The following is a 23284-nucleotide window of genomic DNA, read 5'->3' as shown; positions in this document are numbered from 1 at the left end:
CGGCCCTGGCGTACAGCGGCTGACACCCCAATCGATCACCGTCCAAGATCGAGCATCGGCGGAAGGTGAGCAGCGTGGGTGGAGCGGGGGTCCTAGGTTCCCGGAACGGGCAGTTCACTTGACGCGAACCCCGGGTCGTTCAACGTGGTCATCAGCACTCTGCGCGACATCCAACAGCTCAGTGGTGTTCTCGAAGTGAACGACACCCCGCCGAAACCCAAGTGTTGCTGGATAATCCCGGTCATACATCAGTCCCCTCGGTGGGAGGAGGTAGTTTTCCGGGCTCTGAACCCTGAAGGACGGGACGTTTGTGAACCGTTCTACCAAGCCCCCGCCCACGATCCTGGGTACAGCGTCGCTGGATGGTCGATCGATTCGAGGGTCGAAATAGTGCGGCAGGCCGTGACCCGCTACCTCACTAGACGATCACGTCCGAATGTGCCGCATCGAATGCCCACTGCATCGACCAACTGTGGACCAGCATCGGAATAGTTCTGCGAGAAGTCCACCAACTCACGCAAATCTTCTTGAATGCTTTTGGCACCCCGGTGTTCAAGCCCGTAAAGATTTTTTCAATGGTAAGTACAGTCGCCAGGAAGATCGAAGAATGGACTCCTGTGCCACAGCATGTTGGTTGATTGTCTCCATACCTCGAAGAATCTGATCAATCGAGTACATTTGCCGCATCACGGTAGATGCCACGCCGCCCCGCACGCACCGCATTGGTGCGAGTCGTCATTCACCATTCCTCTGTGCCCGCTGAACAGGGATCAACGAATATGAGATCAGCCGCCTACGGAGTTGCGCGCTCACACCGGCGCGGTCCGGACGGCTCAGTTTCTGAAACAGTCGACTTCGGTACTCGCCCATACTGAGTCCGAACTCAACGAGCACATCGCCTGCGGCTGCACCGCCGTACGGTTCCCACTTCACCGCAAACGCAACCAAGGGATCAAGCCCGCTCACCTGGTCGGTCATCTCTTGCTCACGGCGGGTTCATCGTCACCTTCGGTGAGGTCTGCATCGTCGACAAACACGAGCACACCAGTCTCGAGTGCGACCGCCCACCGACGTGGTTGCGCCCAGTTACGGCCGAAATCCTCGATAGCCATCGACGTGCCGGCATAGTCCTCGACGATCGTCCCGGCAAGGACCGCGCCATCAGTTTGGACTATATCGACGACATCACCGACGGCACGCAGTTCATTAATGTTAACTCCCGACACAGACATATTGGTATTCAAGCAGTTCGCCGGGAAGTTCGCTCGGCGAACGATTTGTAGCCTTCGCGACTTTTCGCGCGCTGTCGACGTGCGCACACGAGCAGTGTTGGCGCTGCGCGTGGCGGGCGGGATCCTTCGGAGTCAGGTGATCGCTCGGAGTAGAAGAGGGTCACGTTCGAGCGCCCTCACCCGCACCGCGCATTGTTCACGCACCGCGCATTGTTCACGCACTGCGGGCCGTTCAGCTCGGCTAGCGATCGGTGCCTGTTCGGCGAAATCCCTGCGAGCCGCACTGGAAGGCTCCCAACCACTTGCCCACCCTCTCCACTCCCGGCGAAGGCAACGTAATCGCCGACGCACGCGCCGTAAACGAGAACCGCGCCAGTTACATCGATCACTCTTCGACGCCGCCCAAACATTAGCCGCCGCACACGAAATGAACTCCGACGCGGCTTATGCGGGCGACGGAGCCAACTCCGAAAATTAGTGGAGCGGGAACGCGAGAAAGGCGACAACATGAAAAGTTGTTGTCTCACGTCACAAAACAGGGCGATTGTGAGCTCAGCTTGTTCCCGAAACGCGGACTAGCGGACATCGGTCCGTCCAGCGTCAGGGGGAGGCATCCGAGCGTGACTTGTTGCCGATGTCCTGTGCGAGAACATACTTCGTCGGGGAGTACGTATGAAGACATTCAGTTCGGCCCTGCGCACGATGGCACCTCTCGGTGCTGTCATGGAGTTGCAGTGCGGCACCGTCGACCTCGCCTGGACGGACTTCCCATCATGCTGCGGTGGACGGCGAACCTCATCGATTCCGACTGGGGACTGATGCACAGCTGGAGTCTGAGCTATCAGCATCCGCCCGCGCCAAACTGGTGCAACATCTTCGGCACCGCTATGGGCGGCGTCGGCACCGGCCCGTTCGTTTACGTGGGGTGCCCAGTACTCGTCAACGACCACGCTGCCCAGACCACCGACAGGATGACCCTGCCTCTAGCCCTGGCTGCGGGCAGCGCGACGCGGAGCTTCAGAACGGGTGGGCGCCCAAAGCTGGGCCGGTCCAGAGCCCATAATCCACCAGAGGAGTTCGGTACACACGTCGAGAACCAATTCACGGGTAGAAGTATTCTCGAGTGCGGGACATTTTCCGCAACTGGACGAGCCCGACCTGTTCTTTCGTGTGCTCGACGAATTTCTGACGGCAGACACTGACACCGAGAGCCCCTCCCAGGCGGCGTCCTCGGATTGACGAAGAAACCCGTCTTCCAGGCATTCATCCGTGCATCGATGAAATATCCAGGGTCCGGCAGTCGATCACGGTCACCGGTAGACATACTTGGACACTCTTAGTACTGTGTGTCCAGCCGGGGTGGTGGGGATTGGCGCACATGGAATTGAAGGGGCCGGATGTATCTACTTACAAGCCGAAGGGCATGGCCGGGAGTAGCCAGCGAGTCAAATACTCTCGAATGTCGTCGTCGGAACGTACGTATTCATCCTCGAAGAGGATGATCGAGAGCCCCATCCGCATTATGACCGTAGCGATTTCCTTCAGGTCGGGAAGATTTGGCTCACGATCGATCAAGGGTTGGAGCAACGCGGCAGTGACCGAGCTCGCCCGGTCCATCATGTCTGGATCGAACAGCGGGTTTGCGTCCCCTACCTGCAAAAGAGCCATCATCACTGGATGTGTCCGCACTGCAGCACGACCGGCAACGACCAACTCGACGAGGTACTCGAATGGCGTGTCGGTGGCGTCGAGCCGAGCGCGAATCTCCTTGACCACCGCGAGTGTTATCTCTGCGACAGTCTGCGAAACCAGCTCGTTGCGTGTGCCGAAGATGGAGTAGATCGTCTGCCGCGAAACGCCCGCTGTTTCAGCCACGGCGGCAATATTCACAGCATCGAAGCCGCCATGCTCGATGAGTTGAGAAGTGGCATCGATTATTTTCCGGCGTGACCGCATCTATGGATTATCTACAACTCCTGCAATCGCCGGTCTGATCCCCCCACTCGAGCACGGTGAACACCCGGCGGCCAGTCCATCACATGCACGGCAATGACCATATTTCGATCTCGGAAGCACCCGGTGGTGCCCGGCACGCAAGAGAGGTGACGACGACCAATGCTGTGGAAGCACTGGGCCTGGCAAGGTGTACGCGCATTTGTCCAGCGCAACCGTTCGCCCGGGCACGTCGACGCGTGCGTTCGTGCGATCGACTACGTTGCTGTTGCTGACGCTTTCGGAGTGTCCTGGCCGCAGACCCCCCGAAAAATCAACGCACTGCTCGTCCGCTTCGGTGACGAGGATCCAACCGCCGTCGCGACGATACTTGCCAACATTGAACAGCGAAAGTAACGACCATGCACAGGGGCTCGCCGTTAGTGGCGCGCAGACAATGAACAAAATTTCGGTCCCTCTGTAGAGTAACGGCCGAATTCATTGCCTGAAAAAAGTCATCCATCTCGAACGGGACGATAAATTCGACAAGAGCCGGAAATCAATGTCATAAAAGTCGTAAATCTTTTAGGGGAGATGTAGAGAAAATAGCGCTCGATATCTACGATTGAGTGGCGGGCCAAACCGCGTGCACTTTCCGACATCGGGAGATGCAGAAACGAAAGGGAGATCACCATGGAATTGGGACTGCTCGGACTTCTCGTTCAACTTTTCCTCGGAAGCGATGGAATTGCCGGTAGTTCGGCAACCGCTGCGGCTGCTCTGTAAGACGGATTACTTCTCATGGCTCGCGGCATCGTACGCGAGCCATGAGAAGTGCAGTCTGGATTAGTATTTCGCGAGTCGACTGGTCATGTAGTCATTCCGAGCCTAGATTCCGCCAACGGAAATCGTGCCGTGCTGTTCAACCTTCGGCCGGCAGGAGAACATTCGGAAGCCCGATTTTCTGCAAATAAAAGTGGCTGTCTACGAAACGACATGATATTTCGAAATTGCGCTGTTTTCAGCAGCGAGCAACTTCGCTTCGAAACAGTTTTGCGGCTTCAGCGGCTCCCATTCAGGACCGAGTCGTGCGAGTGCTTGTGGCAGATATCTTCAGCGATATCAAAAATGAGTAAATACCGCAGACCAGTGGATGCGGAGTGGGGCCGGGCCACGTGAATGGACGCTGTCGACCGAACGCTTGACCGATAACCACGCCAGCGCTGATGTAGCTGATGATTTTCGATTCGACACAGATTGGTCCAGCGCTGCAGCACAACCGGTGTACGCATCCCATAGACCCTACGGTTGTGCCCCCCGCCCCCCGGATGCACATCCGTCTCATCAGACTAGACACTTTAGGGTCCAAGTGTCAATGTTTGCATGATTGGCGTGCACTCACAGCCCGAGATGCCCCGGCACGCGCAGTGCAAGCTCGAAAGTCGCTCTGCGGGATCACGCGACAGTGTCTGTTGTAGAAGTGGTGAGGACTGCGTAGATCGAATTCTTGACACAAACGGGGTTGGGTGTCTAGTTTTAGTGGGTCGGCGTGTGATTCAAATCTCTGCGCGCACCATCTTCGACTCTGGGGGAAGCTTGTGCGTTGTGGATCGCCGCTCTCTGACAGGAACCGCGGTTCCCGGTTCGGCGCTGGCCACCGCGGCGCTACTTCTTGCCGAAGTGGGGGAGCCAGTACGTGTTCTCGAATGCGGAAAGCGTTGGCCTACAAGTCTGAATTCGGAGACCCTCTACGTGCGATCGCACCAGAGAAAGAGAATCCGCCGGTACGGATCGAGCCCGAACCTGTTGGGGACCTTTGTCCTGTTCGAGCCCTACGGCGTCGGCACGCTCATGCAACTTCGATGAATACCGACGACAGGATGCCACTGTGCACTCGCTGAAAGGCACGCTCGTATTTCCCCGGGCACTGACTCGCATCAGGACAACGGCGGTAGCGACGTGCAGCATCCTCGTCGCCGCCGCATTGATACCTGCCGCTGTCGCTACGGCCCAGCCGATAGCGGATTTCTACACTCCACCAGCCGAGTTCGATCCCAGTCCCGGTTCCGTGGTCCGTGCCGAGCCGCTACCGTTGCTGGCCTCGTTTCCCGGCGCCGATGGGACGTGGCCCGGCCGGGCGCAACGTGTCATGTACACCTCACGCCTGCAAGATGATTCACCGGTGGCAGTAACCGGGACCTACATCGAAGCAAGCCAGCCGTGGCAGGGCGACGGTGAACGTCCGACCATCATCGTCGCACCGGGTACGGTCGGCCAGGGAGACCAATGCGCACCCTCGCGCGCATTCGCAACCGGACTCAACGTTGCTACCGATCCGTTGTCGGTCTCCGTGAACCAAGAGCTGTTGGCCTCTTCGGTGTGGATCGCGCGAGGCGCCAGAGTGTTCGTCACCGACTACATCGGGCTGGGCACACCCGGGGTGCACACCTACGTCAACCGAGTCGAGGAAGCGCACGCGGTGCTCGATGCTGCACGCGCCGCCAACGCATTGAGCGGCACCGGTTCCTCCACTCCGACTGCGCTGTGGGGTTACTCGCAAGGCGGCGGTGCGGTTGCCGCAGCGGCAGAGCTACAACAGTCCTACTCACCAGAATTGAATATCAAGGGAACATGGGCAGGCGCCCCACCCGCCGATTTGCTGCAGACCCTCGATCAAGTCGACGGCACCCTCATCGGCGGGGTGATCGGATTCGCTGTCAATGGCTTCGTGGCGCGTCGCCCGGAGTTGTTGGAGCCGTTCAACGCCCGGCTGACGCCGGAAGGGAAGGCGGCTATGGCCGCATTGAGCGGGTCGTGCATCGCCGACGTCATCCTCGATTATCCGTTCCTGCGCACGAGTACGTACACCTCCGATCATCAATCGCTGCTGGCGAACCTTCGTACGATTCCCGAGGCCGCGCCCGTCTTCGACGAGCAACGCATCGGCACACTGACGCCGACGAGCCCTGTACTGATCACCAGCGGACGCAACGACGACACTGTCCCTTATGCGCAGGCCCGTCAACTCGCAGTCGACTGGTGTGCCAAGGGCGCCACAGTCGATTTTCGGACCGACGAACTGCCACCGATTCTGCCGGGAGCCGTGCTACCCAACCACTACGGACCGGATGTGCTCGACGGTTACGTCAACGGCAGTGCTCTCGACTACATCACCGACCGACTCGACGACATTCCGGTAGCCGACGGGTGCACAGTGGACTGACGGCAGGTGTGGCAACCCGAGATTTCACGGCTGAGTTCTGGCGTATGCCGGTGGACGCCCGTGTCCGCCGACACCAACGACATCACGGCCAGACGTGCCCAGAAGCTCACGTCGCAGTGGATTCTTGGAAAGAACGCAGACAGGTCGGGTCCGGTCGGCCCACTCGTTCCTTCGGCCGAGGTCGGAGATCTGCGGGAGGGGCTGCGCATCACGACGCGCGTCAACGGCGAGGTGGCGCAGGACGCTCGCACCGACGAGATGGTCTACACGGTCGGGGACACCTTGGCGCTGATCTCGCGGACGTTCACGGTCCGTCCTGGGGATCTTCTGGCAACCGGCACTCCGTCGGGCGTCGGCTATTCGCGGACACCGCCCTGGCTACTCGGGCCGGGCGACGTAGTGGAGGTCGAGGTCGACAGGCTCGGAATCTTGCGTACCACGATCGCCGGTAAGTAGTTTCGGACGTTCGGGAGCGAGCCCCGGCTCGCGGAGGGTTCGGTGGATGATTACCCGGGTGGGTTCGAGGGTGCGCTGGCCATCATGATGCGATCGACGACTTCCATGAACCCGTCAGGCATGGACGTTTCGGTGGAGGCAACGAGTGTGGTCGTCGCTTTGAGGATCGGCTGATTGTGTTGATCGAAGATGTCGTTTTCGACGATCATCAGATCTGCACCGGATGCTCGGCGTGCCGAGACGAGGGTGACTTCGCAGCTGAGCCGGTCACCGGCCTGCAGTGGTCGGTGAAATGCGAATCGTTGATCGACTTGGAGGACCTGCGGTAGCGCGTAGCAGTTCAATGCCTCTTCGAACATGCGGCGCTGGGCGACGAATGCGACGAGGGACATGAATGTGGGCGGTGCGACGAGCGCGGGATGACCGAGCGCTTTGGCTGCGTCGATGTCGAAGTGTGCTGGGTGGAAGTTCTGTACCGCTTTCGCGAACTCGGAGACTTTGGCTGCGCCCACGTCGTAGACGTCGTCGATGCGATAGCTGTGGCCGACCATGGAACGGACTTGTGCGGGCACGTCGTCGACCTCGTTCATGTTTCCCCAACGTACGCGTAGGACGGCTCACGCTTGCTGTCGGTGTGGCGTGTCGAGTGAAGTGCGCGGGCCCTCTTGCGTCTATAGCGCTGCGGCAGTGATGCTTCGAGCCGGGTTATATGAGAGGCCCTTGCCGATGGGGTGGCATGTGAATGGGTGTGAAATCGCTGCGCAGATGTCGACCAGGACGTAGTCTCCACTGTGGGGGTGGCACAGTCGAGCAGTTGGCTGCGGGGTCGTCGCTGCCATTGCAAGGAGATAACGCTGTGAACACACTCGAGCCATTTTTCGACGATGTACAGGCGCACTACGACTTGTCCGATGAGTTCTTCCGTCTGTTTCTCGACCCGAGTCAGACCTACAGTTGCGCGTATTTCGAGCGCGAGGACATGACTCTCGAGGAAGCTCAGTACGCCAAAATCGATTTGTCGCTGTCCAAGTGTGATCTCAAGCCCGGTATGCGGTTGCTCGATGTGGGGTGTGGCTGGGGGGCGACGATGCGCCGTGCCGTCGAGTTGTACGACGTCGATGTGGTGGGTTTGACGCTGAGTCGCCACCAGCACGAGCATGTGCAGTCGACGCTCGATGCCCTCGACACCACTAGGAAAACGGAAGTTCGGTTGCAAGGCTGGGAGGAGTTCGACGAGCCCGTCGATCGGATTGTCAGCATCGGGGCGTTCGAGCACTTTCGGTCCGAGCGTTACGACGCTTTTTTTGCCAAAGCGTTCGATGTGCTCCCTGCCGATGGACGGATGATGCTGCACACCATCGTTCAGCTTGGGCACGACATGTTTCGCCAGAAGTCGCGGGTGACCCGCGCCGACGTAGACTTCGCGAACTTCATCGGAGAAGAGATTTTTCCGGGGGGCGAGTTGCCGCTATCACCGGTCATTGTCGATCGTGCCGAGAACGCCGGGTTTTCCATCGCCCACATTCAGCCGTTGCAACCGCATTACGCGCGGACGCTCGATCTGTGGACCGAGGCACTTCGGGGACGCCGGGACGAGGCGATCGCGATTGCCGGTGACCCAATGTACGAGAGGTACATGCGTTATCTGCCGGGCTGCGCGGACTTCTTTCGGCGGGGCCTGATCGATGTTCGCCAGTTCACCATGATCAAAGAGCCCAGCTGACCCGGAGACCTTGGTTCCGACGCCTGCCGTGACGACCGACTGGCGATGTGGTGGGCAGTCTTTTCGTCAGACGCGACCCCCACCAAGCCCAGTGAAACGTTGACTGAGACCTCATCGAGAGTGCCAGCCAAGCATATTTGTTCGTTTCGGCGGATGTAACCGGCGGTAACGGATAGTATCTCAGCCTAGTCGGGTTACTCGACCTTTTCGCCCGGCGTGTCCAGTCCTACTGGATCGAAGGTCGAGCTAAAGGTTTGTGCTCGATTCCGCAGGTGATCGGGGAGGGATCGAGCATGGTTACAGACGTTATCGAGTGCACCGCTTTCGTCGAGCACGACGTCGAGCAGGTACGCAGCATGTTGAGCGGACTCGAGTGGTATCCGCGTTTTTTCCCCGGCATCGAGTCCTGCGTGTTGCGCGATGATGCCATCGGAGCTGGATACTGGGTCCGCGCCGGCGGCGTAGACCATGCCGTGCGGTTGACGGTGGATCGTTTCCGCAGGGACGTCGCCATCGAGCATGTCGACTCGGGCGGGTTCATTCGTTTCGCGCTCAGCCAATCGAGACCGACCGAGACCACTGTCAACGTGACGATCTTCAAGGCGGCCCTGAACGGCTCGTACTCGCCAACGCCCGACAACAATCGAGCTGTCACCGACTGGATTCGGGGCGGACTGAGTCGCATCGACGACTACCTGTCCGCAAAACCGAACTCGATTGTGACGAACGGAGGGGAGCACCGCTCGTTGCCCTTGGCGATAGCGAAGACGATGATCCGCACCGGCGTCGTACGCGCGGCCCGGCCTGATCGCGCGTATCGCCAACTCAACTCACTGGCCAAATGGGGTTTCACCCTCGGCGGCGGTTTCGCCGCGGCCGCAGCCAGATCACCGGATGAAATGGCTGTCGTCGACGATCGGGGCAGCCGAACGTTCGACGAAATTCATCGACGTTCGCACAGAATTGCCGCTGGACTGAGCGCGTTCGGCGTCGTGCCCGGCGACACCGTCGGCATTCTGGCGCGCAACCACATCACGATGACCGAATCCGTCGTGGCCTGCGGCATGCTCGGTGTCGGAGTGGTTCTGCTCAACACCGGCCTCGCTGCCCGGCAAATCGAGAAGATCGCCGCGCGTCAACACTTCAAAATACTGTTCATCGACGACGAATTCGACTCGATGATCCGCTATCTCTCGCCTGAAGTCATGCGGATCAGCCTGTCTGCCCACACGGCCATCCCGCATCGGCGCACCCTGGAGCACTTCGTTGCCCCGCCATCGGCCACGTTCGATCGACCCGATCGACCCGGTACCATGGTGGTCCTCACGTCGGGAACCTCTGGGTCACCCAAAAGCGCACTTCGCCCCACCCCACGCGGATTCGGGACTGTCGCGGCAATGTTGTCTCGTATGCCGTTGCAAATGAACGAGAAGATGCTCATCGCGGCACCGCTGTTTCACAGTTGGGGATTGGCGGCATTGCAAATCAGCACCCCACTGCGTGCCACGGTGGTGCTGCAGGATCGATTCGACGCCGAGGATTCTCTACGCGCCATCGCGGAGCATCGGTGTACGTCGCTGATCGCAGTGCCCATCATGCTGCAGCGGATACTCGACCTTCCGGATCACGTTCGAAATCGATACGACACGTCGAGTTTGCGTGTCGTCGCATGTAGTGGTTCCGCTCTGACAGGAACGACAGTCAGCCGCTTCATGGACACCTTCGGCGACATTCTGTACAACTTCTACGGATCAACCGAGGTGTCCTGGGCGACTATCGCGACACCGGACGATCTGCGCGCATCGCCCGCCACCGCCGGCAGGCCCCCGTTGGGAACAACCGTCGGCATTCTGGGCGCCGCAGGCAACGTCGTTCCCGTGGGCGCTCTCGGTCGCATCTTCGTGGGAAATGACATGCTGTTCGACGGTTACACCAACGCGGATCCGCCGTCGACGGCATCCGCTCTGGGATCGCACATGATGGACACCGGCGATCTGGGTTACCTCGATTGCAACGGCCGCTTGTTCGTCTGTGGGCGAGATGACGAAATGATCGTGTCCGGAGGGGAAAATGTTTTCCCAGGCCCGGTCGAGGATGCCATCGCGAACCTCCCTCAGGTCGGCGAGGTCGCTGTTGTCGGTGTTCCTGACAACGAGTACGGACACCGATTGGCTGCGTTCGTCGTCGGGCGAGGCGCGGCCGGTCTGGACGCAGACATGGTGCGTAGCTACATCCGCAACAGGTTGAGTCGATTCTCGGTGCCGAGGGACGTGACGTTCCTCGATACGCTTCCCCGAACCGCAACCGGCAAAGTCATCAAGAGCCTGCTGATCGAACCCACACCTGCTCCGAGACCCTGACGCACATCCACTACGTGCTTTACGGCAGGAAGATCGACTGCCGAGTTGTGACAATGACACCGTAGATATCGGGCACTCTGTCATGTCCATTGGGGTGGTGGAAACCGGATCGATGCTTTATCCGGTGGGCTTGTTCCGGCCTCAGGACAGGGCGTCGATCTCGGGTCGAGTCTTCGTGATGAAAATCTCTAGTTGGAATATGTCCCGGCGCTCCAGCGGTTCGCCCAGAGAGTTACTTGCACGTTTACGTGCACCCGCTGTGAGGAAAGAGTCGAACCAGTGAATATGTTTTCCCCGTTGATTCTCGGTGACCTGTTGCTCGAGAACAGGTTGGTCATGGCACCGCTGACGCGTGTGCGATCCGGCCGCGATGGTGTTCCCGGCCCGCTGGTGGTGGAGCACTACAAGCAGCGTGCTTCCCTCGGTCTCATCGTCAGCGAGGGCACATACCCGAGCCATGCCGGGCAGGGATTCCCGGGGCAGCCCGGTCTGGTCACAACCGAGCAGATCGCCGGTTGGCGCAACGTCGCTGACGCGGTCCACTCCGACGGCGGACTCATCGTTGCTCAAGTCATGCACGCAGGCCGAGTGACACACGAAGGTACGACGGGAGGCCGCGAGGTCGTCGGGCCGAGCGCTGTCGCCATCGACGGCGAGACCCGCACGTACGACGGGAAAGCGCCGTACCCGGTTCCTCGCGCGCTTCGTACCGATGAATTGCCCTCGGTCATAGCGGATTTCGTTCAGGCATCGAGGAACGCAATCGAGGCCGGCATGGATGGCGTCGAGATTCATTCGGCCAATGGCTATCTGCTCCACGAGTTCCTTTCTCCGGCATCGAATCTCCGCGACGATTCCTATGGAGGATCACCGGAGAATCGGGCCCGTTTCGTGGCCGAGGTCGTCGAAGCCGTCGCCGAGGCGATCGGCGCGGGTCGAGTGGGAATCCGCATTTCGCCCGAACACAACATTCAGGATACGCTCGAGAGCGACGCCGATGATGTGCGCTCGACCTACCGGGCACTGGTGGACCGGATCGCGCCGCTCGGCCTGTCGTACCTCAGTGTGCTGCACAAAGACCCAGCGGGCGAGCTCGTTCAGAACCTGCGAAAGGCATTCGGCGGACCGGTGCTGGTCAACAGTGGTTTCGGTGAGATCACCAGCAGGGACGAGGCACTGTCGTTGCTGGCCGACGGAATCGGCGACGCAGTGGTGGTCGGGCGCCCGGCGATCGCCAACCCCGATCTTGCGCACCGCTGGCGAGAAGATCTGCCGCTCAACACCCCGGATTCGAGCACGTTCTACTCCGACGGCGCCAAGGGTTACACGGATTACCCTGCGCTCCAGCGCTGACGACTCCAGCGCTGACGGCTGAACCTTCGATAGGCCCGCACCCTGATGGGTGCGGGCCTCGTTGCATTCTGGTGCAATCGCCCGCGAATCACACCCCCGAAAGGGGTGCGAACCGATCTTGGTTCCGGCACACTGCTACCTGTACGGCGGAACACGACGACAGGGATCGAACCATGCGAAATACAGTGCGTGCGTCTGCTATCGCTGCAGCATCGCGCATTCCTACCGAGGTCACCACAGTCGGCGCAGGCCGCCGAAGGAAGACCCGGTTGTGTGCCAATGCGGTCACTGTTCTGACGATCGTGGCAGGCGCCGCCGTCGTTGCCGGCCCGGTTGCATTTGCTGGGCCTTGCTCGGACGTCGATGTGTCGTTCGCCCGTGGAACCGGTGAGCTACCGGGCTTCGGAATCACCGGTGGTCCATTTGTCAACAGGCTCACCTCGGAGCTTTCGGGGCGTTCGGTCAGTACGTACGCAGTGAATTACGCGGCTGACTACAGTCAATTGAGCGCGGGCCCCGGATCCCGGGATCTTGTCGACCACATCTCGTCGGTCGCAGCAGCGTGTCCCGGAACGCAGTTCGTGATCGGCGGATATTCGCAGGGCGCGACGGTGATCTCGAACGCAGTCGGCCTACGTACCCCGAGTAGCGCCTCCGGCGCAGTACTGCCGAGTGTTGTCGCCGACAGGATCGCGGCTGTCGTCGTATTCGGAAACCCGCTCGGACTGCAGGGGCAGACCATCGAGACTGCCAGCGGCCCATTCGGTTCTCGTGCGTCAAGCTATTGCAACTTCGGTGACCCAGTGTGCCAGCTCGGCGGGTTCAACACCTTCGCGCATCTGACGTACGGAACCAACGGAAAAACGACGCAGGGTGCAGCATTCGCGGCTTCACGAATCATCGGCTGACTCAGCCGAAGCCGTGGATTGTTCGTGCCCGAGTAGGCAGAGCGCCTCGACGCGTTCTGCACCTGGGGCGCGCTCTGCAGCGAATCGCTGCGCCGGCATTTGTCCCGATCACTAGTGACTTCTGGCCCTGCACGAGCGGGTATGCGGGCGGCGAGGATCGATAGCGTGCATCGCTCGATCGTCGAGAACGGCATTGCTTGTGATTTACGGAGGATCGCCACGATGAAAGCTGCTGTCGTTACCGAGTTCGGTGCGCCCCTTACCGTCCAGGACATTCCTACTCCTGTGCCGGGACCCCAACAGGTGCTCGTGAAGATTCAAACCTGCGGCGTGTGCCACACCGACATTCACGCCGCACAGGGTGATTGGCCCGCCAAGCCGACGGTCCCGTTCGTACCAGGTCACGAGGGAATCGGAATCATCGAGGGCGTGGGTTCACAGGTATCGGAGGACCGAATCGGTGAGCGGGTCGCGATCGCATGGCTCGGTTCTGCGTGCGGTGAGTGTGACTACTGCGTGTCCGGGTGGGAGACGCTGTGCGAGAAGCAGGAGAACAGCGGCTACTCGATCGATGGCGCTTATGCAGAATATGCCGTGGCAGATTCACGTTATGTCACGCGCGTGCCCGACGGGATTTCTTCCTTCGACGCCGCACCCTTGACGTGCGCAGGCGTGACGACATATAAGGCGGTCAAGGTCGGCGGTGTAGTACCCGCCCAGCGTGTTGCGATATTCGGCGTCGGGGGCCTGGGCCACATGGCCGTGCAATATGCCCGTATCGCAGGAGGATTCGTTATCGCCGTCGACATCGAGGACGAGAAACTCGAACTTGCACGCGAGCTCGGTGCGGACCATACGGTGAACTCCATGACGACGGATCCGGTCGAGGCCATCCGAGCGCTCGGCGGCGCCGACGTCGCAATCGTGTTGGCTGTGATTCCAAGCGTATTCGACCAGGCCTTCAGATCACTTCGTCGCGGCGGGCGGCTCGTCTGCGTTTCGATGCCTGCACACGGCGTCCTTCCGATCCCAATCTTCGAGGCAGTGGTCGGCGGAATCTCTGTACTCGGATCGATCGTCGGTACCCGGAAGGACCTGCGCGAAGTATTCGAGCTTCACGAAGCCGGTCGGACGAAGGTCTCAGCGGTCTCTCGTAAGCTCGACGAAGTAAACGAGTGTTTCGACGATCTGCTCGGCGGCCGTGTCACGGCCCGACAGGTCTTCGAGTTTTGATCCAGGATCGAACGACGTTCTTGCGTCGATGCTGCATCGATACCGTTCCCATCGATGCTCCTGCGTAGTCTGGAGCACCTGTCGACGTTCCACTGAGGACGGATACGCCGTAGTGTTCGAAGGGGCAGGCACGTGCAGAAATTGCGTGTGGCCACAACGAATCGAGCAGTGCGATGAATACAGGGGATATCGGCGTTCCGCAGCGGAGCGCTACCGATTCAGGGCACGCGTACCCGAACGAGCTCGATGACGACTTCAGATCGAGCCTGGCCGACCTGGGCAAACTGGCGATGAGCACTCTGACGTTATCCGAAACTCTGTCGCATGTGGCGGAGTTTGCGGTGCGGGCAATCCCGGGCGCTGACGGGGCAGGGTTGACGCTCCTTCACTCCGATAAACCACCCACAATCGTGGCAAGCGCGGATTTTGTCCGAGTGGTCGACGGCATTCAATATGGGATGGGTCAGGGGCCGTGCATCACGGCAGCGGCGAAGGGCATCACGGTTCGGTCCGGATCACTCGACGCTGATCCTCAATGGCCCGAATTCGGGCCCAAAGTTGGTCACTTGGGTGTGCACAGTGTTCTGTCTCTGCCGTTGATCACCCGTGCCGGTGTGCTCGGGGCGATGAACGTCTACGCTCACCAGCCCGATGCGTTCGATGATCGCTCGGTGGAACTCGGCGAACTGTTTGCGGTCCCGGCCGCCGTCTCGGTTCAAAATGCACGCGCATTGGCCAGCGCGGTGCAGCTGACCGAGCATCTAGAGAAGGCCCTGAGCAACCGAGCGGTGATCGATCAGGCAATCGGAATTCTGATCAGTAGAAGTGGATGCAGCGGCGCCGAAGGGTACGAGAAACTTCAAGCGCTCAGTCAGAACGAACACAAGAAGCTCTCAGCGGTCGCTGACTCGATGGTCGCCGAGGCGACGAAAACCGCCCGCTTGCGGCGTAGACGCATGTAGCGCGTCCATCGCCCGCAGTGCCCGGACCACTTCTGCGTCACCGAGACTTTTTGTACAGGACTCGGTCAGAGAGAGTAGCGTTCAAGGTGCAGGTGAACCACGAGGCTCGGGGTCCGACTTTGGCTTCTCGCCTGCCTTTCCCTACGAACATTATCTTCGTGGGGCCCTCGAAGTACTCAACAGGCGATCGGGCCGCACTGGATTCTCAATGGAACTGCACCCTCGGCTGATTGCTGATCTCGCACTGTTGACCACAGCACTCGACACCGACGATGTCGACCTCGAACATCTGGCACGTCGGCTCATGGCCGACATCGATGATGCCGTGTCATCCGTTGTGTCCGTTGCCATCACCATAACGATCGATGGCGCGCACTTCGTGATCGCGAGTTCGACGACGGACGAGAGCGCCGGGGCCACGGTCTCGTCACTGCGTCTTACTCTCGCCCGTCCGACGAATGCGCACTCTTCTGTCGAACTGTTGATCCTCTCCGCTACTGCTGGCGCCCTTGTGGATTTGGCCGCGGACGTGAACTATTCACTCGGACTCGACCGTGCTGCGATCACTCTCGACGGGCATGCTCGAGAAATCGACGAAAGTAATGTGATTGCAACAGAAGTCGAGAACAGCTTTACTGCCGTGAGCGAAATCAATCAGGCGGTAGGCGTGCTTATCGAGGGTGGCCGCACCTCCGCCGAAGGCCGGGCCGAAATGAATCGCCTCGCACTGTTATCGGGTACGCCCGTCATCGAGGTCGCCCGCCGTGTCCTACGCGATGCCCGCCGGTGGCATCCGCCCCGGCGTTAGCGGATTCCGTCAGCGCCGGGCCGAATGCAACTGTGTCACTTGAATCGGTCGGCGATAATATGGCGTGGTAGCTGGAGCGGACTCGGATATGCGACGAGAACACGGTTTCCATCCGGGTCGCGACCATCGACGAAGTTGACCCCGCCTGCGCTGTGAACGTAGGTGGAGGGATAGCGTTGGCGCAAGCGATCGCCGACCTGTTCGAGGGCCGTTTCGGTGGCTGCGGACCACATGACTTCCTTCACTCCAAGACCCTCGATGGGTCGCTGGAGCGATGGCCCGTTCGCGTACAGGTAGATCTGAAAACCGTCTGGGGCCAACAAGAGTGCCGCATCCGCTTCGCGGAGGGCGACCGTACATCCGAACACATCGCAATAGAAGTCGATCGACGGCTCCAACCGGAGTACACGCATCAGCATCGAGGAGACTGCCATCGACGTGGGGTTCGATGACGTGGGGTTCGATGGCGTGGGGTTCGACGACGCGGCACCGACGCCGCCAGCGCTAGTGATGATCCCTCGAATGAACGACGAGCACAGGGCAATGAGCATGTTCGGCGCACTGTGCACTGACCGATCCCAGCAACAGGCCGACGAACCCTCCGTGGCCACGGCTTCCTACGACCAGCATCTCGGCCTCCCGGCTGGCGTCGAGCAATATCTGGGCCGGGACCCCCTCCTTGACGATGTATTCGACATCGGTTGGCACATCATGACCGAACGCGGCAGTGACCGAATCGGTGATGATCTGCTTGGCGTCCAGATCTGGATGGAATTCGCCGATGAAACCCACACCCATATACGACGGATACTGCCAACCAACAACGACGTCCATGCCTGTGCCGAGTGCCTCCGCAAGTCGCCTTGCGCGCTGCAACGCAAGTATCGAGCAGGGGGAACCGTCGACGCCCACTACTATGCGGGCCGTGGATATCTTATTGTCTACCATGCTGTTCCGTTCTCTCGTGAGGTTTGACATCGATGACGTGCGGCGGACCATCGACTGGTTCGGGCGCCTCACCGAGACGTTGGCGTCTGGCATTGAGGAACGCGTAGAGCACCAGACCTCCAAGGATCACCACCAGTGCCTGATAGACCACTTGGTACCCCGCAGCAAAGGTCACCCACATCGAGAACAGGACACTGGTCCCTGCCACCGCGAGATCACGCGCAAGGCGCCAGCCCTGAACAGGGCGCCGGCGCGATACGAGGTAGGTGAGCTGGGCGATCGCGGAGATGAAGTAGGGGATGGCGACTGTGACAACGGTCAGGTTGACCAGGTAGGTGAAGACCGTCAGGCCGGAGGTCGATGTGTAGCGCCACAGCATGAGAATCGACGGCAGTGCCGTTCCGATGAGAATACCGAACCATGCCGTCCCATTGCGATCGGTCCAGGCGAACGGCCGTGGGAACATGTCGTCCTGGGCCATGGCTCGTGAGGTCTCGGTGACAATGAGCGTCCATCCGTTGAGCGCTCCGATGCCCGAGATGACTGCGATGGCGGCGATGAACGTGCCCGCCCAACCGTTTTGGGAGAACATCGCTTCGAAGGCGTCCACGAACGGAGCGCCGGTTCCGATGAGGGTGTCGTGTGGTACTAGACCCATGACCGCCGCAGTCACCAGCACGTACAGCAGCGCGCTGGCCGCGGTGCCGATCAGTGACGCACGACCGACGTTCACTCGCGGGTTCTTCACACGCTTGGCGGTGACCGCCGCGGCCTCAACCCCGATGAACGAGAACAACGCAACCCCGGCGGCGATGCCGATGCCGCTGTAGAGGTTGCCGCCCGAGGCATTGAACTCCCCGAAGTTGCCCTGCTGTACGAAGAACCACCCGATCACGCCGATGAACAGCAGCGGAAGAAACTTCAACACCACCGTGATGTTCTGAAACCACGACATCTGCCTGACTCCCGCAAGGTTGATAATCGCGGGAACCCACAATCCCACCAGCGCGATTCCCCAATTCGTCAGGCCTGAAGGGTTTTCGAGTCCGAAGAGGGCGTCGACGTAGAACACCCACGATGCAACGATCGCGGCATTGCCCGCCCAAGTTTGGATCCAATAGCACCAGCCGACCAGATACCCGGCGAAGTCGCCGTATTCATAACGCGCAAAGGCGTAAAGTCCGCCATCGCTGTTTGGTATCCGCTTGGTGAGTTGCCCGAACATCGCAGCCAGCAGCATCGCGCCCACGGCGATGACGGCCAGGACGATAATGCTCATCGTTCCGGCCCCGGCCAGTACCGCGGGCATCGTGAAAACCCCTGTACCGACGATACTTCCGACCACGAGACCTGTCGCCGAGGTCAGGCCCAATGCATTGGCCTTGCGTGCGTCGGGTGAAGTGTTCTTCACAGCCGAATGAGTGGTTCCCGACTCTGAATTGGTAAGTGGCTTCTGGTCTGTCGACTTCGGATCGGGCACTGTTGTCGGACTCATGTTGCTCTCCTGGTAGGGAACCCGTGATGGTCTGCACGGCAGTGGCGGCTTCGAGTCACGTGTGGAGTTGCGCTGCAATGTGATCGACTTCCGTTCGATACTGGATTACATCGATGTCGCCGCGCGTAAAGCGTGCAGCGAACAGCTCCTCCAACGTGCCGGGTCCATCGACGTGCGCAGAGGCTGTGGTGGCCGGTGAACCGATGCCGAACCGTCCAGCCCCGAGGGCAGCCGTTACGGCAACGATCACTACAAGCGCGAGCATCATCTGTTTGTCCTTCTTGGTGACACGGTGTCAACTTCCGACCATCATTTTGGCTCAGCCTCTAGGTCGAAGAAAGGGACTTTGTTCCCCATCTGGCCAGCCGAAGGTGTTCGGTAGAAGCATCGTTCAGTCTCGGTGGAACTGAAAGTCACCGAACAACGATCGGTCTCGATGCTCCTTAGTTCTGCACTACCAGGCTGGCACGGCATTCAGGGCCTGGCCTCCTCGGACCGACGTGCCGCTGCGTCGGCGAGTGCCGACGCTTTTTCGCGGGTGGACGAGCGGCGTGCATTCCCCTGTCCGGGGTGTGGGCGACAGATGTGTTCGTGCATCTCCGAGGCCAGCTGTGCGACAGTCTCGGTCAGAACCGTGTTGGCCTCGATCAGGTCCTGCAGCTTGGCAGTATTGGACAAGGTATGCAATGCGACTTCGCTACTGATCGAATCCGCACGCTTGGCCGAAATGAGCAAGATTGCGCCCTGCAGACCGGCGATCATCGACAGGAAGAGATTGAGAAGAATGAAGGGGTACGGGTCGAAACCGCCCCTGCCGTTGTATGCGGCCCACACCGCCATCGTGGCGAGGAAGAATAGTACGAAGGGCCACGAGCCCATGCCGTTGCGAACGTGGTCGGCAGCCCGCTCGCCTCTGGTCAACTGGTCGCCGGTTCGTACACCGGGATGCTTTCGCCATCGATTCATCACGCAACCGTCTCGAATGTCAGCGTCATGGCTGAACCGGAACCGTCGGTTGGGCCGCGGCGAGCGTCGTGCTGATCGATCGCGCCCACTCCTCGACCGCATCGCGTGAGCGATCGTCTCCGTCCTTGGCTCGAATGAGCCGGACTACGAGTTTTTCGAACCAGGAGAGTTCCGATCGATGCAGCCGTCCGCCGAAGATCCGATGTTCCACTGCCCACGACGCCTTGTCCCACGGTGATGTCGCCGTGGATGTGTCGGTGTTGCCGATGGGTCCACTGGAGAACAGCCACACCGGACGAGTCTGGAGCTCGGGTTGTTCCCTTGCGACGAGGGAGCGAGAGGCACGTAACCACCTGCCCATGTAGACGGCGCTGCCGATGATTGCCGCATCGTATTCGGCGATGCTGTCGACGTCAGCGGCATCGCGGGTGTCCACCGTCGCCGAGACGCCAGAGTCTTTCAACGCATCGGCGAGCGCGGATGAGAGCCACTGCCCGAGCTCATGGGTAGATCCGTGCCGGCTCGATGTTGCGATCAGGACGCGCATGACGGTGTTCCTTCTTCTCCGAGGCTCGGCTTTCGGTGCTTCTGCTGCCCGGCTCATTGCCCTATTGGCCTCACTGTCGACGGATTTCAATGCCGCGGATAGGGCCTTCGGTCCTTTCATCGGTGGTAGTTCGTCGAGAGCACTCCTGGAACGCACATGTGATCCCGTCCGCAGTGCCGGTGGCGTCCGTTGCGGGCACAGAAGGACCAAGTACCCCTCGTCCTCATGACATGCGACCGCAGACCATTCCTGTTCGGGCGCTCACGCTTGGGGGTGCACAGACCGCATCTGCGGCAGCTCGACTGCAAGGAGACTCGGTGAGTACCGTTCGGACCGATAGTCCGCAGGGTCATACCTCCGCTGGGCCGGAGGATGACGATACGAATCGACCCGTCGCAGACCTTTTCCGCGATCTCAGAACCGGCCCGGACGGGCTGAGTGAGGCTGAAAGCGCCCGGCGCTCGACCACATACGGCCCGAACATTCTGACGCGCACTCACGCTAGGCGGTGGCCGAAAGAGCTACTGACTCAATTCACCCAACCGCTCGCCGTTCTCCTGATGCTCGCCGCCGTCCTGGCCTGGATCGGGGGAACGCCGGCGTTGGCGTACGCAGTGATTGCGGTCATCGTGCTGAACGCGGCCTTCGCTTTCGTGCAGGAGATGCAGGCCGAGCGCGCTGTCGAAGCACTGGCAAAGTTCCTTCCTGCGTCGGCACATGTGGTTCGCAGAGGCATCGAGCGGGAGGTCGCCGCTGCAGACGTAGTGCCCGGTGACATCCTGCTGGCCAGAGAGGGAGACAAGATCAGCGCCGACGGACGGATCATCGCGGGTGAGGTCACCGTGGACCTGTCAGCCTTGACGGGCGAGTCGATGCCGGTCCAACGGTCCACCGACTCCGGCGATGTCGGTGATCCGCGGTTGGATGCCGCCAACCTGATCTTCAGTGGCACCATCTGTGTCGGCGGTGATGCCCGAGTCGTAGTTACTCGTACCGGAATGCACACCGAACTCGGACGGATTGCATCCCTCGCTCAACGACCTCACACCGGTAAGAGCCCGCTCGAACGTCAAGTCACCCGAGCCACCATGATCATCGCGATCGTCGCGGTGGTTGTCGGCGCCGCGTTTCTGCCCATCGGGCTTTTTGCCGGCCTGGGGTGGGCAGCGGCGATCAGCTTTTCCATAGGACTGATCGTCGCCAACGTGCCGGAGGGATTGCTTCCGACGATCACGTTGGCGCTGGCGGCAGGCGTTCGTGAGCTCGCACGAGCGGGGGCAGTCGTCAAACGGCTCTCTGCCGTCGAAACTCTGGGCTCGGTCACGGTGATCTGCACCGACAAGACCGGAACTCTCACTGAGAACCGTATGCAGGTGACGCATCTCTGGCTTCCGGAAAGGGACGTCGATCCCGCTGACGCGCGAAATGATCCAGGCGCTCTGCTGCTCGCGGCCGATGCAGCAGCGTGCACCACTGCCGAGCTCGCCACCGAGCAGCGAGATTCCACGCTAGGAGATCCGACCGAGATCGCGCTTCTGAACTTGGCACAACAACTCGGCGTCGGGGTCTCGCCCGCTGATCGAGCCGAATCGCGCGTTGCAACTTTCACATTCGACTCACATGTCGAGCGGATGACAACCATCGATGCGGTGCCGGGTGGTACGAAAGTGCATACCAAAGGGGCTCCGGAAACAGTGCTTCCGCTGTGCACCCATGCGCTCGACAGTGCAGGAACGCTCGTAATTCTGAACGATGCTTTGCGCCAACAATTTTCGGACTCCCTCGATCGTTACGCCCGGCAGGGACTGCGAGTTCTCGCCGTCGCGGAGCGAGCTGTCGCACCGGGCCAGGACGTCCCGGTGCGCCGGGAGCAGGCGGAAATCGGGCTGGGCATCGTTGGGCTCGTCGCGATGGCAGATCCGGCACGTGCAGGAGTGTCCACTGCCGTGCGCGATGCGCATCACGCTGGAATCCGCATCCACGTCGTCACCGGTGACAACGGGTTGACGGCGTCGACTATCGCGCGAGACGTCGGTATCGGGAGCGGGCAGGATCTCCGCCGAATCGTCGACGGCGCCGCCTTCGATTCGATGACGGACACCGAGGTGAAAGCGCTTCTGGCCGGTAACGACGAAATCGTGTTCTCGCGGGCCTCGCCGGAGGGCAAACTGCGCATCGCGCAGGCACTTCAGTCGATAGGGCACATCGTGGCCATGACCGGCGATGGCGTCAACGACGCGCCCGCGCTCCGTCACGCCGATATCGGAATCGCGATGGGACGTTCCGGGACCGATGTCGCCCGTGAAGCAGCCACGGTCGTGCTCACCGATGACAACTTTGCCACCATCGTCACTGCCGTGCGCGCTGGACGGCAGGTATACGACAACGTTCGCAAATTCGTTCTCTATATCTTCGCGCATGCGGTCCCAGAAGTAGTCCCGTTTCTCGTCTTCGCAGTGTCGGGCGGTGCGATCCCGCTACCGCTCACAGTCCTGCAAATTCTTGCTATCGACCTCGGAACCGAAACGTTGCCTGCCCTGGCGCTGGGCCGCGAACCCGCCGAACCAGGACTGATGGACCGCCCACCGCGTCGCCGCTCGGCCGCCATCATCGACCGCGCTCTACTGTTCCGAGCCTGGTTGATCCTGGGCGTACCCTCGGCGATTCTGGTGATGGCGGGCTTCCTGTTCACGCTGCACCGTGCAGGGTGGAGTCCTGGGGATCCCACCGGTGTCGGCGACCCGCTGCACGATGCTTACCTGCAAGCCACAACAGTCACGTTCGCTGGAATTGTCGCCTGCCAAATAGGTGCTGCGTTCGCGGCCCGGACCGACCGCGCCTCTCTCCGCTCGATCGGACTGTTCACGAACCGTCCGCTGCTGTGGGGCATCGTCTTCGAACTCGTCTTCGCCGGGACGGTGATCTATGTGCCGCCCCTGCAGCACGTCTTCGGCACCGCTGCGCTCGATTTCACCCAGCTCGCCTTGATTGCGCCGTTCCCGTTTCTCGTGTGGGGAATCGATGAGTGTGCACGTTGGAGTCGGCGAAGGAAATCCCCGCCGAGAGAGTGCAGTGAACGAGAAAACCGGGTGACGAAGGGGACATGAGAAGGGACGTTGTGCCCTGGTGCGCGAGTTT

General features: G+C 60.6%; 21 protein-coding genes. 12 read left to right on the top strand and 9 right to left on the bottom strand.

The genetic code is table 11. The annotated features are described in order from the left end of the window. Nucleotides 1–974: 974 nt before the first annotated feature. Nucleotides 975–1226, bottom strand: coding sequence for a hypothetical protein (locus tag QMK17_RS16080; protein WP_283510274.1), 252 nt, complete (start codon nt 1224–1226; stop codon nt 975–977). 678 nt (nt 1227–1904) lie between these two features. On the opposite strand from QMK17_RS16080, the gene QMK17_RS16075 reads away from it, so the two are divergent. Then, the gene (locus QMK17_RS16075) at nt 1905–2051 is read left to right on the top strand and encodes a hypothetical protein (RefSeq protein WP_283510273.1); all 147 of its coding nucleotides are present in this window, start codon (nt 1905–1907) and stop codon (nt 2049–2051) included. 588 nt (nt 2052–2639) lie between these two features. On the opposite strand, the gene QMK17_RS16070 is transcribed toward QMK17_RS16075, so the two are convergent. Further along, entirely contained in the window at nt 2640–3188 is a 549-nt protein-coding gene (locus QMK17_RS16070) for a TetR/AcrR family transcriptional regulator (RefSeq protein WP_283510272.1), read from the bottom strand. Nucleotides 3189–3347: 159 nt separating this feature from the next. Here QMK17_RS16070 and QMK17_RS16065 point away from each other — a divergent pair, with 159 nt between their 5' ends. The 3 genes from QMK17_RS16065 (at nt 3348) to QMK17_RS16055 (ending at nt 6843) form a co-directional block, all read left to right on the top strand. Next, the gene (locus QMK17_RS16065) at nt 3348–3581 is read left to right on the top strand and encodes a hypothetical protein (RefSeq protein WP_283510271.1); all 234 of its coding nucleotides are present in this window, start codon (nt 3348–3350) and stop codon (nt 3579–3581) included. Nucleotides 3582–5091: 1510 nt separating this feature from the next. After that, nucleotides 5092–6387 (top strand): lipase family protein, encoded by a 1296-nt coding sequence (locus QMK17_RS16060; protein WP_442972778.1) that lies wholly within the window; start codon nt 5092–5094, stop codon nt 6385–6387. Between the two features lie 60 nt (nt 6388–6447). Beyond that, the gene (locus tag QMK17_RS16055) at nt 6448–6843 is read left to right on the top strand and encodes a fumarylacetoacetate hydrolase family protein (protein ID WP_283510269.1); all 396 of its coding nucleotides are present in this window, start codon (nt 6448–6450) and stop codon (nt 6841–6843) included. A gap of 50 nt (nt 6844–6893) precedes the next feature. Here the strand turns inward: QMK17_RS16055 and QMK17_RS16050 are convergent, their stop codons facing one another. After that, nucleotides 6894–7433, bottom strand: coding sequence for an FAS1-like dehydratase domain-containing protein (locus QMK17_RS16050; RefSeq protein ID WP_283510268.1), 540 nt, complete (start codon nt 7431–7433; stop codon nt 6894–6896). A 266-nt stretch (nt 7434–7699) separates the two neighbouring features. Between QMK17_RS16050 and QMK17_RS16045 the strand changes: the two genes are divergently transcribed. The 7 genes from QMK17_RS16045 to QMK17_RS16015 all read left to right on the top strand — a co-directional run bounded on the left by QMK17_RS16045 (nt 7700) and on the right by QMK17_RS16015 (nt 16190). After that, a complete protein-coding gene (locus QMK17_RS16045; protein ID WP_283510267.1) occupies nt 7700–8566 on the top strand; it encodes a cyclopropane mycolic acid synthase family methyltransferase in 867 nt (288 codons plus the stop codon). A 293-nt stretch (nt 8567–8859) separates the two neighbouring features. Next, complete coding sequence (locus QMK17_RS16040) at nt 8860–10926, top strand: AMP-binding protein (protein WP_283510266.1); 2067 nt, start codon at nt 8860–8862, stop codon at nt 10924–10926. Between the two features lie 279 nt (nt 10927–11205). Continuing rightward, nucleotides 11206–12279: an alkene reductase gene (locus tag QMK17_RS16035; RefSeq protein ID WP_283510265.1), complete on the top strand. Its 1074-nt coding sequence runs from the start codon at nt 11206–11208 to the stop codon at nt 12277–12279. 173 nt (nt 12280–12452) lie between these two features. Next, entirely contained in the window at nt 12453–13187 is a 735-nt protein-coding gene (locus QMK17_RS16030) for a cutinase family protein (RefSeq protein WP_283510264.1), read from the top strand. A 222-nt stretch (nt 13188–13409) separates the two neighbouring features. Then, nucleotides 13410–14420, top strand: a complete 1011-nt coding sequence (locus tag QMK17_RS16025) for a zinc-dependent alcohol dehydrogenase (RefSeq protein WP_283510263.1) — start codon at nt 13410–13412, stop codon at nt 14418–14420. A gap of 173 nt (nt 14421–14593) precedes the next feature. Further along, nucleotides 14594–15382, top strand: coding sequence for a GAF and ANTAR domain-containing protein (locus tag QMK17_RS16020; protein ID WP_283510262.1), 789 nt, complete (start codon nt 14594–14596; stop codon nt 15380–15382). 208 nt (nt 15383–15590) lie between these two features. After that, on the top strand, nt 15591–16190 hold the full coding sequence (locus tag QMK17_RS16015; protein ID WP_283510261.1) for a hypothetical protein: 600 nt from the start codon (nt 15591–15593) through the stop codon (nt 16188–16190). A 35-nt stretch (nt 16191–16225) separates the two neighbouring features. Here the strand turns inward: QMK17_RS16015 and QMK17_RS16010 are convergent, their stop codons facing one another. The 6 genes from QMK17_RS16010 to QMK17_RS15985 all read right to left on the bottom strand — a co-directional run bounded on the left by QMK17_RS16010 (nt 16226) and on the right by QMK17_RS15985 (nt 20146). Continuing rightward, entirely contained in the window at nt 16226–16741 is a 516-nt protein-coding gene (locus tag QMK17_RS16010) for a VOC family protein (RefSeq protein ID WP_283510260.1), read from the bottom strand. Beyond that, nucleotides 16695–17138, bottom strand: a complete 444-nt coding sequence (locus tag QMK17_RS16005) for a universal stress protein (RefSeq protein ID WP_283510259.1) — start codon at nt 17136–17138, stop codon at nt 16695–16697. The genes QMK17_RS16010 and QMK17_RS16005 overlap by 47 nt, the downstream gene beginning before the upstream one ends. Beyond that, on the bottom strand, nt 17125–18633 hold the full coding sequence (locus QMK17_RS16000; protein ID WP_283510258.1) for an APC family permease: 1509 nt from the start codon (nt 18631–18633) through the stop codon (nt 17125–17127). The genes QMK17_RS16005 and QMK17_RS16000 overlap by 14 nt, the downstream gene beginning before the upstream one ends. A 55-nt stretch (nt 18634–18688) precedes the next feature. Next, nucleotides 18689–18901, bottom strand: coding sequence for a hypothetical protein (locus QMK17_RS15995; RefSeq protein ID WP_283510257.1), 213 nt, complete (start codon nt 18899–18901; stop codon nt 18689–18691). A 206-nt stretch (nt 18902–19107) separates the two neighbouring features. Beyond that, nucleotides 19108–19599 carry a DUF1003 domain-containing protein gene (locus tag QMK17_RS15990; protein ID WP_283510256.1) on the bottom strand — a complete coding sequence of 164 codons (492 nt, stop codon included), beginning with the start codon at nt 19597–19599 and terminating at the stop codon, nt 19108–19110. 25 nt (nt 19600–19624) lie between these two features. Continuing rightward, complete coding sequence (locus QMK17_RS15985; RefSeq protein ID WP_283510255.1) at nt 19625–20146, bottom strand: flavodoxin domain-containing protein; 522 nt, start codon at nt 20144–20146, stop codon at nt 19625–19627. A gap of 317 nt (nt 20147–20463) precedes the next feature. Between QMK17_RS15985 and QMK17_RS15980 the strand changes: the two genes are divergently transcribed. Next, nucleotides 20464–23253 carry a cation-translocating P-type ATPase gene (locus QMK17_RS15980; RefSeq protein ID WP_283510254.1) on the top strand — a complete coding sequence of 930 codons (2790 nt, stop codon included), beginning with the start codon at nt 20464–20466 and terminating at the stop codon, nt 23251–23253. The last annotated feature ends 31 nt before the right edge of the window (nt 23254–23284 follow it).

Source organism: Rhodococcus sp. G-MC3 (assembly GCF_030063335.1).
GTDB lineage: Bacteria > Actinomycetota > Actinomycetes > Mycobacteriales > Mycobacteriaceae > Rhodococcoides.
This window is presented reverse-complemented; position numbering and strand designations above follow the sequence as displayed.